Annotated in this window: 11 protein-coding genes; 9 read left to right on the forward strand and 2 right to left on the reverse strand. The window is 65.7% G+C overall.

Annotated features, from left to right (window positions below; all coding sequences use genetic code 11):
* The first annotated feature begins 18 nt into the window (after positions 1 to 18).
* The 7 genes from flgH to AC1DWU_RS08945 all read left to right on the forward strand — a co-directional run bounded on the left by flgH (position 19) and on the right by AC1DWU_RS08945 (position 8,887).
* The gene (gene flgH / locus AC1DWU_RS08915) at positions 19 to 759 is read left to right on the forward strand and encodes a flagellar basal body L-ring protein FlgH (RefSeq protein WP_477149618.1); all 741 of its coding nucleotides are present in this window, start codon (positions 19 to 21) and stop codon (positions 757 to 759) included.
* Positions 760 to 957: 198 nt separating this feature from the next.
* The gene (locus AC1DWU_RS08920; RefSeq protein ID WP_477149619.1) at positions 958 to 2,466 is read left to right on the forward strand and encodes a carboxypeptidase M32; all 1,509 of its coding nucleotides are present in this window, start codon (positions 958 to 960) and stop codon (positions 2,464 to 2,466) included.
* A gap of 14 nt (positions 2,467 to 2,480) precedes the next feature.
* A complete protein-coding gene (locus AC1DWU_RS08925) occupies positions 2,481 to 4,109 on the forward strand; it encodes an MFS transporter (protein ID WP_477149620.1) in 1,629 nt (542 codons plus the stop codon).
* A gap of 118 nt (positions 4,110 to 4,227) precedes the next feature.
* A complete protein-coding gene (locus AC1DWU_RS08930; protein WP_477149621.1) occupies positions 4,228 to 5,808 on the forward strand; it encodes an ABC-F family ATP-binding cassette domain-containing protein in 1,581 nt (526 codons plus the stop codon).
* A 120-nt stretch (positions 5,809 to 5,928) separates the two neighbouring features.
* Positions 5,929 to 6,906: an ABC transporter substrate-binding protein gene (locus AC1DWU_RS08935; RefSeq protein WP_477149622.1), complete on the forward strand. Its 978-nt coding sequence runs from the start codon at positions 5,929 to 5,931 to the stop codon at positions 6,904 to 6,906.
* Between the two features lie 80 nt (positions 6,907 to 6,986).
* A complete protein-coding gene (locus tag AC1DWU_RS08940) occupies positions 6,987 to 8,117 on the forward strand; it encodes an ABC transporter permease (protein WP_477149623.1) in 1,131 nt (376 codons plus the stop codon).
* The gene (locus AC1DWU_RS08945; RefSeq protein WP_477149624.1) at positions 8,114 to 8,887 is read left to right on the forward strand and encodes an ATP-binding cassette domain-containing protein; all 774 of its coding nucleotides are present in this window, start codon (positions 8,114 to 8,116) and stop codon (positions 8,885 to 8,887) included. Before AC1DWU_RS08940 ends, AC1DWU_RS08945 begins: the two co-directional genes overlap by 4 nt.
* On the opposite strand, the gene AC1DWU_RS08950 is transcribed toward AC1DWU_RS08945, so the two are convergent.
* Positions 8,884 to 10,386, reverse strand: coding sequence for a Na+/H+ antiporter NhaC family protein (locus tag AC1DWU_RS08950; RefSeq protein WP_477149625.1), 1,503 nt, complete (start codon positions 10,384 to 10,386; stop codon positions 8,884 to 8,886). The genes AC1DWU_RS08945 and AC1DWU_RS08950 overlap by 4 nt on opposite strands.
* Before the next feature lie 287 nt (positions 10,387 to 10,673).
* Here AC1DWU_RS08950 and AC1DWU_RS08955 point away from each other — a divergent pair, with 287 nt between their 5' ends.
* Both AC1DWU_RS08955 and AC1DWU_RS08960 read left to right on the forward strand, forming a co-directional pair.
* On the forward strand, positions 10,674 to 11,126 hold the full coding sequence (locus AC1DWU_RS08955; protein WP_477149626.1) for a hypothetical protein: 453 nt from the start codon (positions 10,674 to 10,676) through the stop codon (positions 11,124 to 11,126).
* A gap of 10 nt (positions 11,127 to 11,136) precedes the next feature.
* Entirely contained in the window at positions 11,137 to 11,721 is a 585-nt protein-coding gene (locus tag AC1DWU_RS08960) for an SH3 domain-containing protein (RefSeq protein WP_477149627.1), read from the forward strand.
* Between the two features lie 47 nt (positions 11,722 to 11,768).
* On the opposite strand, the gene AC1DWU_RS08965 is transcribed toward AC1DWU_RS08960, so the two are convergent.
* Positions 11,769 to 12,740: an alpha/beta fold hydrolase gene (locus AC1DWU_RS08965; protein ID WP_477149628.1), complete on the reverse strand. Its 972-nt coding sequence runs from the start codon at positions 12,738 to 12,740 to the stop codon at positions 11,769 to 11,771.
* Between the last annotated feature and the right edge of the window lie 68 nt (positions 12,741 to 12,808).

Raw genomic sequence — 12,808 nt, forward strand, 5'->3', positions numbered from 1 at the left:
GGCGAAAGGACAAACGAAATGAACCCGATGAAACTCTTCGCCGCTCTCGCCCTCACCGCGCTCCTCGCCGGATGCTCGACCTTCGACCAGTTGGCCTCGGTCGGCGAGCAGCCCCGGTTGACCGCCATTGCCGATCCCACGGCGCAGGCCGGCTATCGTCCGGTGCAGATGCCGATGCCCGAGCCGGTAGTGGCCTCGTACCAGCCAAACTCGCTGTTTTCCAACGAAGCCCGCGGCTTCTTCAAGGACCAGCGCGCCCAAAAGATCGGCGATATCCTGACGGTTATGGTCACCATCGACGACAGCGCCAAGATCTCCAACTCCACTGACCGCGAGCGTAACTCGTCATCGGAAGGCAGTGTCGGGGGTGTGCTCGGCTCGATCTTCGGCGGCAAGGTGCCGCTGGCGGACGTACAGGCCTCGGGCAAGCTCACGACGTCGGGCGACATGGCCGACGGCGGCTCGGGCTCGGTGAACCGCAAGGAAAGCCTCGCCACCCAGGTAGCGGCGGTGGTGGTGCAGGTGCTGCCCAACGGCAACCTGGTGATCGAAGGCCGGCAGGAAGTGCGGGTGAACTTCGAGGTCCGCGAACTGATCGTCGCCGGTATCGTACGGCCGGAAGACATCCACGCCGACAACACTATCCCGTCGTCCAAGATCGCCGAAGCCCGCATCTCCTACGGCGGCCGCGGCCAGATCACCCAGGTGCAGCAGCCGCGCTACGGCCAGCAGATCGCCGACGCCATCCTGCCCTTCTAATTCCCTTTCCCCCTCGCCGAGCGCGCAATCCCCCATTGGTGCGGTCGGCCCCGGCAGGTTCCAGAATAGAGCCCGCCATCAAGGGCGCAGTCTCCCCGGCTGCGCCCTTTCCCCATTCAAATGCACCGATCGTTTGGGCGTGACCTCTACGGTCCTATTCGCTACTCACTACTCGCCACTCGCATTTCGGAGACTCTGATGTCCGCCAATTCCGCCTTCTCCAAACTCGATGCCCTGAGCCACAAGCTCGAAGCCATCGAGCACGCACAGTCGATGCTGGGTGTCGACGAGGCGGTGATGATGCCGGTAGGCGGCGGCGAAAAGCGCGCCGAGACCATGTCGACGCTGGCCGGCATGTACCACGAGATGGCCACGGCGCCGGAGGTCGGCGACTGGCTGGGCGATGCCGAGGCCGAGCCGCTGGACGAGATGCAGACGCTCGCGATCCGTGAGTTCCGCCGCGTCCATACCAACATGACCTGCCTCTCGGCCGATTTCGTCCGCAAGCAAGTGAACGCCCGCATTCGCGCCGAGCAGCTCTGGCGCGAACTGCGGCCGACCGGCGACTGGGCGGGCTTTCTGCCGGCGTTCGAAGGGCTGGTGGCGACGGCGCGGGAAGAGGCGCAACTGCGCGCCGATGTACTGGGCCTCTCGCCCTACGATGCACTGATGGAGCAGTACGACCCCGGCAACCGCGTTGCGGACGTGGCGCCGGTGTTCGCCGACCTCAAGACGTTCCTCAAGGATTTCATCCCGGCTGCGCTCGCCCACCAGGAAGAAAAGCTGGCCAAGCGCCCGCTGAAGCCGCTGAACGCGCCGTTCGCCATAGATAAGCAGAAGGCCCTCGGCCTCGTGATGATGGAGGCCGTCGGCTTCGACTTCGAGCATGGCCGGCTGGACGTCTCGCACCACCCGTTCTGCGGCGGCGTGCCGACCGACATCCGCATGACCACCCGCTACACCGAGGCCGAGTTCCTTACCTCGCTGATGGGCATCCTGCACGAGACCGGGCACGGCCTCTACGAGCAGGGATTGCCGAAGGAATGGACGCACTGGCCGGTCGGCCGGGCGCGCGGCATGGCGATGCACGAGAGCCAGAGCCTGTTCGTCGAAAAGCAGATCGCCCGCTCGCCCGAGTTCTGGGAATGGGCCATGGCGCACGTGCGCGAGAAGCTCGGTGAGGAAGCGATTGCCGGCTGGGATCTGGAGGACGTGCTGGCGCATGTCCACTTCATCGAGCGCGGCCTAATCCGCGTCGACGCCGACGAGGCCACCTACCCGCTGCACGTCATCCTGCGCTTCGAGATGGAGCAGGACCTGATCGGCGGCAAGCTCGCGCCCAAGGATGTGCCGGAGGCCTGGGACGCCAAGATGCGTGAGTACCTGGGTCTCTCGACCATCGACAATATGAAGGATGGCCCGATGCAGGACGTGCACTGGCCGTCGGGCGCCATCGGCTATTTCCCGAGCTACACGCTGGGCGCCATCATCGCGGCACAGCTGTGGAGCGCCATCGAGCGCGACCAGCCCAGCGCCCGCGAGGACATGCGCAACGGCCGCTTCGTCGGCATCAACGACTGGCGGCGGGAGAAGATCTGGAGCCAGGCGAGCAAGTACTCGACCCCGGACCTGCTGCAGCGCGCGACCGGCGAGAAACTGAACTCCAAGCACTTCCAGGAGCACCTGACGCGCCGCTATCTGGGCTGATCGGGAGGACGGCTATGGCCAAGGATCGACAATCGGTCCTGCAGCCTCTGCAGCACGGCACATTCCGGAATATCTGGATCGCCAACCTCGTCTCGAGCTTCGGCGCCCTGATCCAGGGCGTCGGCGCGGCCTGGATGATGACGGCGCTGACCAACTCGGTTGATCTGGTGGCGCTGGTGCAGGCTTCGACCTCGCTGCCGATCATGCTGTTCTCGCTGCTCGGCGGGGCCATTGCCGACAACTTCCCGCGCCGCCGGGTGATGCTGGCGGCGCAGTTCTTCATGCTGGCGGTGTCGGCGCTGCTGACCATCACCGCGCTGATGGGGCTGATCACCCCGTGGCTGCTGCTGACCTTCACCTTCCTCATCGGCTGCGGCACGGCCATGAACAACCCCTCCTGGCAAGCCTCGGTGGGCGACCTGGTGCCGCGCTCCAGCGTCGGCTCGGCGGTGGCGCTCAACTCCATCGGCTTCAACCTGTCGCGTAGCCTCGGCCCGGCGGTCGGCGGCATCATCGTGGCCGTCGCAGGAGCGGCAGCGGCGTTTGCGGTGAACCTCTTCAGCTATCTCGGGCTGCTGTTTGTGCTGTTGCGCTGGAAGCCGGCACCGACCCCGGCCGGCCTGCCCCGTGAGGCGGTTGGCGCGGCGATGTTTGCCGGCGTTCGCTACATGGCGCTGTCGCCGCAGATGGGAAAGGTGCTGGTCCGCAGCTTCATCTTCGGCCTCACCGCCAGCTCGGTGCTGGCGCTGCTGCCGGTGGTGGCGAGCCAGATCCAGGACGGCGGCCCGCTGGTCTATGGTCTGCTGCTTGGCGCCTTCGGCCTTGGCGCCGTGGGCGGCGCGCTGGTCAGCGCCCGGCTGGCAGAGCAGTTCTCCAGCGAAGCGATTGTCCGCCTGGCATTCCTCGGCTTTGCCGCCTGCGCTGCGACCACCGGGCTCAGCCCCTCTCCCTGGTTGACGGGCGTTGCCCTGCTGCTCGGCGGCGCTTGCTGGGTGCTGGCGCTGACCCTGTTCAACGTGACGGTGCAACTCTCGACGCCGCGTTGGGTGGTGGGGCGTTCGCTGTCGCTCTACCAGACGGCGACCTTTGCCGGCCTCGCGGCTGGTAGTTGGCTGTGGGGTCTCGCCGGCGAGGAGTTCGGCGTGAGCACCGCCCTTCTGGCCTCGGCGATCGCCCTGGTGGTCGGCGCTGCTGTCGGGCTGGTGCTGGCAATTCCGCCGCGCGTTATGCTCGACCTCGATCCGGCGAACCGCTGGCAGGAGCCGCAGATCAGCCTGCCGATCGAGCCGCGCTCCGGTCCGATCGTCATCAGCATCGAGTACAAGATCCGGCCGCAGGACGTGCGTGAATTCCTGCGCGTGATGGCGGACCGGAAGCGGGTGCGGATGCGCGATGGCGCTCGCGAATGGGTGCTGCGCCGCGATCTCAGCCAGACTGACGTCTGGATCGAGAGCTACAAAAGCCCGACCTGGACCGAGTATGCGCGGCACAACCAACGCCTCACGCACGCCGATGAGGTGATCGGCGAGCAGTTGCGCAACCTGCATCAGGGGCCGGAACGCCCGGTGGTGCGGCGGATGATCGAGCGCCCGCCCAACTGGTTCGCGGCAATCGCCGCCAACCGCACCATCGATCCGCCCTGAGGTTGACATCCGGGCCGACGTACCTATTTTCCGGCCATCCGCAACTCAACAGGCTGGTGCCCGATGGACGACCGACTGACCGATCAAAACACCCTGATCCGTCACCCGGAGTCCAACTATGCCCGGTTCTATTTCGCTCAAAGCAGTGAGCTACAAGACGCCTAGTGGCGTCACTCTCTTCTCAGACCTCGACCTCTCGTTCGGCCCCGTCCGTACCGGCCTGATCGGCCGCAACGGCACCGGCAAGACCACGCTGCTCAAGCTGCTGGTTGGCGAACTCGCGCCGTCGCGCGGCGAGATTGTCGTGTCGGGCACGCTCGGCGTGCTGCGGCAAGCGGTACAGCGCTCGGACGCCAGCGTCGCCGAGGCCCTTGGTTGTGCCGAACAACTGGCACGGCTCGACCGGCTGGAGGCCGGCGCCGGTACGGTGGATGATGCCGCCGAGGCCGATTGGCTGCTGCCCTCGCGCATCGAGGCGGAGCTTGCCGAAGTCGGCCTGCCGCCGCTGACGCTCGACCGCTCGATTGCGACACTCAGCGGTGGGCAGCACACGCGGCTGTCTCTGGCCGCCTTGCTGCTTGACCAGCCGGACATGCTGCTGCTCGACGAGCCGACCAACAATCTCGATCGTGACGGGCGAGCTGCGGTGGCAGAGCTGCTGCGGAGCTGGCGCGGCGGCGCGATCGTCGTCAGCCACGACCGGGCTTTGTTGAGGGAGATGGACGCGATTGTCGAACTGACGACGCTCGGCGCCCGCACCTATGGCGGCAACTGGGACCTCTATCGTGAGCGGAAGGACGCCGAACTAGCGGCAGCGGAGCATGGCCTCGCCACAGCGGGTCGCACGCTTGGCGAACTGGACCGCAAGACGCAGATGATGCGCGAGCGCAAAGCCAAGAAGGACGGAGCCGGCGCCCGAAAGGCAGCCAAAGGCGATATCCCGCGGATCATGCTGGGCGGCATGAAAGACAACTCGGAAAAGACCGGCGGCGAACAGGCCAAGCTCAGCGAACGCCGTCGCGCCTCGGCCAGCAGCGCGCTGGTCGCCGCCAAGTTGGAGATCGAAGTGCTGCAGCCGATGGCGGTGAAGCTGGAGCCGAGCGGCCTCTCGAACGGCACGACCGTGCTGCAGCTCGACCGGCTAACCGGCGGTCCGGTGCTCGAGGCTCCGCTGATCCGCGATCTCAGCCTTGCGATCACCGGGCCCGAGCGCGTTGCGATCACTGGGCCGAATGGGTCGGGAAAAACGAGCCTGCTGCGGCTGATCACCGGTGCGCTTGCGCCGGTGAGTGGCGCGGTGCGGATCGCCCGGCGGCACGCCCTGCTCGACCAGGAGGTGAGCCTGCTCGATCCGGGCCAAACCATCCGCGAAAACTATCTGCGGCTGAACCCGGACGATGCCGAGAACGCTGCGCGCGCCGCCCTTGCCCGATTCATGTTCCGGGCCGATGCGGCACTGAAGCCGGTGAGCCAGCTGAGCGGCGGCGAGATGCTGCGCGCGGGGTTGGCCTGCACCCTCGGCAGCGGACGTCCGCCCGAGCTGCTGATCCTCGACGAGCCGACCAATCATCTCGACATCCACGCCATCGAGGCGGTGGAGGCCGGGCTGAGCGCGTACGACGGCGCCCTGCTGGTGGTGAGCCATGATCGCGATTTCCTCGGGGCGATCGGAATCCAGCGCGAAGTGGCGCTCGGCTAAGTGACGGTCAAGAATTTATCCAACCAGTTTACAAATATGACTGTGCGGGCCTATCGTTAGCCATCCGGCGGTGGAGTTCTAAGGAGCCGCCGGGCCATAACAATAGAGGGGAGGACTGCGATGCGTCGTGCGTCGACTATGACTGCTGCCCTGTTGGGCACGCTTCTGCTCTCAACTGCCGTCGTTTCGGCCGCCGATATCAAGATCGGCTTCCTGCCGGGCGTGGTCGACCCATTCTACCAAGTGATGCAACTTGGCGTCGAAGCCGCGGCCAAGGACCTCGGTGTCGAAGTCGTCACCCAGGTGCCGCCGACCTGGGGCGTCGAGGCGCAGACCCCGATCCTCGATGCGCTGGTCGCCCGCGGCGACCTCAACTACATCATCACCGCGCCAACTGATAAGGACCAGATGGTGGCGCCGCTGCAGGCAGCGCTCGATGCCGGCATCAAGATCATCACCGTGGACACCTTCCTCGGTGATGGCGACTACGCCAACGGCCCGGTGAAGTTCCCGATCAGCTATATCGGCTCGGACAACGTCGAAGGCGGCCGCATCTCGGCCCGCGGCCTCGCCAAGGCGATCGGCGGCAAGGGCACGGTCTACATCAACTCCACCAACCCCAACGTCTCGTCGGTCGAAGGCCGCGAGCAAGGCTTTGCCGAGGTGATGAAGAACGAGTTCCCCGACATCAAGGTGCTGGGGCCCGACTACAACCTCGACGACCAGAACAAGGCCGCGCAGCAGACCGCTGCCGTGATCGAGCAGAACCCCGACCTCGCCGGCGTTTTCGGCACGAACGTGTTCAGCGCCGGTGGCGCTGGCAATGCGGTGGTGAATGCCGGGCTCGGCGGGCATGTGCAGGTTGTGGCCTACGACGCGACGGCCGAGGCCATCGAGCTCATGGGCAAGGGTGTGGTGTCGCTGGTGCTGGCACAGAAGCCATTCGACATGGGCTACATGGCCGTGCAGTTCGCGGTTGCCGATGCAGCGGGCGTGACCAGCTTGCCCAAGCGCGTCGAGACCGGTTTCGCGATCCTCGACAAGGACAACGTCACCGATCCGAACTTCTCGCGCTTCATCTACAAGACCGGCAACTGACGGTACCCCAGCCTAGCCGTGCCGAGGACGCTGCGGCGCCCTCGGCATAACCTGTCGTTTCGAGCGTTTTCGGGGGCCACGTGGCGGACACCAAGGCAATGGCGGGTTTCGAGGAGCCAACCCTCTCGGCCGGCAAGCGCTTCATCCTGATGGCGAGCCGGCTCTGGGCGTGGGTCTTCCTCGCCCTGATGATCCTGTTCTTCATCGTCGCGGTGCCGCTGTTCGGCGGGGCAACATTCCTTTCCGTTCGCAATAGCCAGAACATTCTCGTCGCTATCGTGCCGGTGCTGCTGCTCGGGCTGGGCCAGACCTTCGTCATCATTTCCGCCGGCATCGACCTCAGCGTCGGCTGGGTGATGAGCCTTGCCTCGGTCCTGTCGGCCCATGCGATCCGCGCCTCGTACAATGCCGGCGTGCCTTTGTTCCTGTCGGTGGTGCTCGGCTTCATCGCGGCGGTCGGCGGTGCGGCGGTGGTCGGGCTCTGCAACGGGCTGATCATCGCCAAGCTTAAGGTGCCGGCCTTCATCGTCACGCTCGGCACCTCGTTCATCGTCCGGGGCATGGCGCTGCTGTTTTCCGAGAACACCACGGTCATCGGCCTGCCCGCCGAAATCCGCGACTACGGCAACGAGTCGCTGTTCTACTGGGTGCGTGGCGAGGGCGGCGGCTTCTACGTGCTCGACAGGCCCGAGGTCACCGGCGAACTGTTGCGCCAGATGGACCGCATCCTCCCCTGGCCGGTGGTGATCACCGCGATCGTGGTGATGCTCTGCATTTTCCTGCTCCGCCGCACCCAGTTCGGGCGTCACACCTACGCCATTGGCGGCAACATGCAGGCGGCTTTGCGCACCGGCATCCCGGTCGATCGCCATATCATCAAGCTCTACATGCTGAGCTCGGCCACCGCCGGCGTCGCCGGGTTCCTTTCGACGCTGCGGTTCACCGCCGGCTCGGCGGTGATCGGCGACGCACTGCTCCTGAGCTCCATTGCCGCGGTGATCATAGGCGGCGTCAGCCTATTCGGCGGCGCCGGCTCGATCATCGGCACCGTGATCGGCGCGCTGATCATCGCAGTGCTGACTACCGGTCTGGTGATGCTCAACGTGCCGGCGTTCTGGCAATTCATCGTCGTCGGCGCGGTGGTGATCATCGCGGTGCTGATCGACCAGTCGCGCGACCTGATCCTCGGCCGCCGGGGAGGCCGCTCATGACCGAGCCCGTCCTCTCGATCCGCAACATGGTGAAGCGCTTTGGCGGCCTCACCGCCGTCAACGACGTCAGCCTCGACATCAATCCCGGCGAGGTGGTGGCGTTGCTGGGCGACAACGGCGCCGGCAAGTCGACGCTGATCAAGTGCGTTTCGGGCGTGCATCTGGCCGACGGAGGCGAGATCCGCTTCGAGGGTAAGCCCGTGAGCTTTCCCCGCCCGATCGATGCACGTCGCGTGGGGATCGAGACGATCTACCAGGACCTCGCGCTGGCCAATAACCTCGACGTGCCGGCCAACATCTTCCTCGGCCGCGAGATGAAGCACCGCTATCTGGGCGGCCTTATCAACACGCTGAACGACAGGCAGATGCTGGTCGAGGCCGAAGGCAGCCTCGCAGCGCTCGACATCCACTTCCCCAGCCTGACCCAGCCGATCGAGAGCCTCTCCGGCGGCCAGCGGCAGGCGGTGGCGATTGCCCGAGCCATTTACTGGAAGGCGCGGCTGATGATCATGGACGAGCCGACCAACAACCTGGGCGTGCCCGAGCAGCACAAGGTGCTGGAGCTGATCCGACGCCTCCGCGACCAGGGTGTCCCGGTGATCCTCATCACCCACACCATGCCGGACGTGTTCGCAGTCGCCGACCGCATCGTGGTGATGCATCGCGGGCGCAAGGTGACCGAGAAACGGACCGGCGAGACCAATGCGTCCGAGCTGGTGCAGTACATGGTCGGGGCGCTGGACGACACGCCGCGCGCCGCTGTCGCCTAGGGCGTTGGCACCACTTCGGTGGGCTCGTCCGCGTGCTGCGGGTCGATCCGCTCGATCTTAATGCCGCTGAAGCCGTAGAACATGGTGGTCAGCGGGCTCGCGATGTTGAACAGGCAGAACGGCAGGTAGACCAGCGTTGGCACCCCCAGTACGGCGGCCATGTAGGCGCCGCACGAGTTCCATGGGATCAGTGGCGAGGTGACGCTGCCGCCATCGGCCACCGCGCGCGACAGGTTGGTCGGCGCGAGGCCGCGCTTCCTGAACTCGGCCCGGAAGATACGCGCCGGGAGCACCACTGCGACATACTGGTCGCCCGCCACGACATTGAGCCCGAAGGCGGTGCCGACCACAGTGGAGACCAGTGAGCCGGTGCTGCGGGCCCGCATCAGCACCGGGGTCACCAGCTTCAGCAGCAGGCCGAACTCGTCGAGTAGCGTGCCGTAGACCAGTGCGCCGAGGATCAGCCAGATGGTGAACAGCATGCTCGCCATGCCGCCGCGCGACAGCAGGCCGTCGACCACCTCGATGCCGGAATTGGCCCGGAAGCCGGACGACATCGCCTCCCAAGCCGCCTTCATGAATGCAGCGGGGAGCGGCAGTGAGGGCTCGTTGACGAAGCGCAGCACCGCCTCGACCTGCAGGAATGGGGCCAGCGCCGCGGCGCACAACGCCGACCCGGTGATGGCGAGCGATGGCGGCACGCGTAGGATCGACAGCACCACCAGCAGCACTAGCGGCAGGAGGCTGAGCGGCGTGATGTTGAACAGGTGCGAAAGCGCCGACAGCTCGGAGGCGATAACGCTGTCGCCTGCGCCACTGGAACTGTCCGCCCAGCCGAGGATGCTGAAGCCAAGCACCGCGATGACCAGCGCAGGTACCGATGTCCAGATTTGCGCCCGCAGGTGGTCGTAGATCGTCGTGCCGGTGAGCTGCGCGGCGAGAATGGCGGTCTCCGACAGCGGGGAGAGCTTCTCACCGACATATGCGCCGGAAATCACGGCGCCGGCCGTGATGGCGGGCGACACGCCCGCGAGGACCGACAACCCGACGAGCCCCACCCCAATCGTGCCGGCGGTGGTCCATGAACTTCCGATGCCCATGGCAATGGCGGCGCAGACCAGCACCGAAGCGAGATAGAACCAGTCGGCGTTGATCACCTGGATGCCATAGTACACCAGCGTCGGGATGGTGCCGGACATGTTCCAGGTGCCGATCAGCGCCCCGACGGCGAACAGGATGAAGATCGCGCTGACCACCGAGGAGACGCCCTTCCGTCCGGCCTCGGCCACCTCCTCCCAGCTATGGCCGTTCTTCATGACAATGAACGAGGTGAACATCGCGGCGAGGATGATGGCGACCTGCAGCGGCCCATCTGTTGCATCGAGCCCGAACAGCATGACGGCGCCGGCAATCAGCACCGCCAGCACCACGAGTGGGGCCAAGGCGTCGAAATAGGAGGGTTCGCGGATCTGTCGCGGCGCGGCGGGCTGCTTGCTCAACGTCGCCCCCTCACCTGCCTCGGGTGGCCAAGCTCTCTGGGCAGCCTGCTGCGGGCCATATCGGCTCTCCGCGTAAACGCGCCATCAGTAATCTCAGGCATTGACTAAGCTTCCGCTCGCCGCGCTCGTCCATGTGTCATCAAATGAATCTCAACAATTTGACGACTAGCTTCAGTCATTCTGAACCGATAAGGTCAGTTATCGTACTTCATATCGCCGTCACTTGATATCAACAACGACATAGAGCTAGCCGACAACTCTCCATCATCTTTGTACGGGAGCGTACATTGCGCAATCTCCTCACGTTGCTTGTTTCCGCATGCTTCTTGCTGACGCCGGTGCTGCCAGCACCGTCAGTTGCGCAGGAGCCCTTCGTCATCGTCCCCGATCATCCACAGGGCGTGCCAGTCAACGGCTGCTACCGGGCCAACCAGACACTGTTCGGCCCCTACCAGTTCAACTTCTGCCTGACCCGGCCGGGCTCCTACACTGTGCGTGGTGGAGGCGTCCGCTGCGACGGCCGGCTGACCTGGCGCGCCAATGGTCGGGACATCCACGCCGACATCCAGCGCGCATCGTGCGGCGGTGGCGTTGCGTGGGAGCGCGCGACGATGGATTGCCGGCCGGCCGGCCGCATCTTCGGACGGATCGGCTCGCTCTTGATCCAGTCGCTGCGCTGCACCTATCGCCCCAGCGTCCGCTTCAAGGGACCGCGGGTCTTCACCGCCAGCCGCATGTGAGGAGATCGAAATGCTGAAAGCACTGTTCCTGGCGGCCGTTATGGTCGCCGGCCTGGGGGCGTTCACCCAAGCATCTGCCCAGGAGACATTCGTCATCGTCCCGGACAATCCGGGTGGCGGCAGCGGCGTCGGCAACGCCGTAGCGACTGCCAATGTGAATGTCCGGCGCGGGCCAGGAACCAGCTACGCCGTCGTCGACGTGCTGCGCAGCGGCCAGAGCGTGCGGGTGAGCAACTGCACTGGCGGCTGGTGCTGGGTCAATCACGGCGGTCCCAGCGGCTGGGTATCGCAGAACTTCCTCTCGCGCACCGGTGGCGGCGGTGATAGCGGTGGTGGCTCGGCCATCGGCCGCGGCGCGTGCTTCTACGAGAACGTCCGCTTCCGCGGCCGCAGCTTCTGTGTCCGGCCCGGTGACAGCAACAGCAATCTCGGCGTCTGGAACAACCGCATTTCCTCGATCAGCATCCGCGGCTTCATGACCGTGCAGGTGTGCGAGGATCGCAACTTCCGCCGCTGCGAGGCCTTCAATCGTGATGTCGCTAACCTGCCCTGGTGGCTGGATAGCAACATCTCGTCCTTCCGCGCTTTCCACTAGGCGAGCGCCGACGAAGATCCCGGCCGGGGCCGGGATCTGTAGGTGGTTCAGTTGGCGCTGAGCGTTTGATGCAGCGCTTCGGCGAACTGCGGTGCCTGCGGACCGAAGCCCATGTGGTCGCCTGGGAACGGCACCGGCGCCACGCTCAGCTTGCGGGCCAAGGCCAACCCCATCTCCTCGATCGGCTGTCCCTTTGACATCTCGCCGATGGCAACGACGATCGACGGATCGCCGCTGCGGAGCGTGTCGACCTCCGGGCGATACAGCGACAGCGGCATCAGGCCGTGCGCCAGCCAGTACTCGAAATTGCCGCTGACCCGGGCAAAGGTCTCGACCTCTTCCGGCGGTATCGCGGACTCGGGAGGCGCATCGCCCATGTCAGCGGACACCTCGAGGCCATTGTCGGCGAAGAACTTGCCCATCGCGGCGTCGACGCCATCACGCTTGTAGGTATCGTAGAGGTCCTGATCGACGGCCATCGCCTCGGTCGGATCATCGAGCAGCATCACCGTCGGCGGCTCATGCGCGACCAGCGCCTTCACCAGCTTCGGATAGCGCGCCGTGAGGTTCAGCCCGATCTGCGCGCCGCCGCTGGTGCCGAACACATAGGCCGAGCCACCGCCAACCACCTCGATCAGCCGCGCCGCATCATCGGCCTGCTCGTCCATCGACAGGGCCTTCACCTCGCCGTCGAATGTACTGCGCGAGTTGCCGCGCGGATCGTATGCGACGACGGTGTAGTGGTCGGCGAGGTGCTTCGAGAGCTCCGCGAACACCCCAGCATCCTGCGGACCGCCGGCGATGATGAGCAGCATCGGGCCGGTTCCCTGCACCTCGTAGTAGAGGGTGGCGCCGGGAACCTTGAGCGTGGCTGACCTGGTCGACTGGGTCATGGTGACGTCTCCTGTGGATTGCACATCGGAATGAGGTTTGATCGTGGTCTGCGCCAGGACCGGCGGCGCTGCGAGGGCCACCGAGCCTGCTACTGCGACGGCCAGCATGAAGCTTCTGTTTGGCATCCAACTCTCCCGCTTCTGATCGCCGCCCCCGCCTGCCGACAGGGTCGCCAGTCAGAACTAGACCGTCC

Source organism: Devosia sp. P2_G7 (assembly GCF_056403495.1).

Excerpts from the sequence above, each read along its gene's own strand:
- AC1DWU_RS08920 (WP_477149619.1), top strand. The coding sequence starts at position 958 with ATGTCCGCCAATTCCGCCTTCTCCAAACTCGATGCCCTGAGCCACAAG.
- AC1DWU_RS08965 (WP_477149628.1), bottom strand. The coding sequence starts at position 12,740 with ATGCCAAACAGAAGCTTCATGCTGGCCGTCGCAGTAGCAGGCTCGGTG.
- AC1DWU_RS08945 (WP_477149624.1), top strand. The coding sequence starts at position 8,114 with ATGACCGAGCCCGTCCTCTCGATCCGCAACATGGTGAAGCGCTTTGGC.
- flgH (WP_477149618.1), top strand. The coding sequence starts at position 19 with ATGAACCCGATGAAACTCTTCGCCGCTCTCGCCCTCACCGCGCTCCTC.
- AC1DWU_RS08930 (WP_477149621.1), top strand. The coding sequence starts at position 4,228 with ATGCCCGGTTCTATTTCGCTCAAAGCAGTGAGCTACAAGACGCCTAGT.
- AC1DWU_RS08935 (WP_477149622.1), top strand. The coding sequence starts at position 5,929 with ATGCGTCGTGCGTCGACTATGACTGCTGCCCTGTTGGGCACGCTTCTG.
- AC1DWU_RS08925 (WP_477149620.1), top strand. The coding sequence starts at position 2,481 with ATGGCCAAGGATCGACAATCGGTCCTGCAGCCTCTGCAGCACGGCACA.
- AC1DWU_RS08960 (WP_477149627.1), top strand. The coding sequence starts at position 11,137 with ATGCTGAAAGCACTGTTCCTGGCGGCCGTTATGGTCGCCGGCCTGGGG.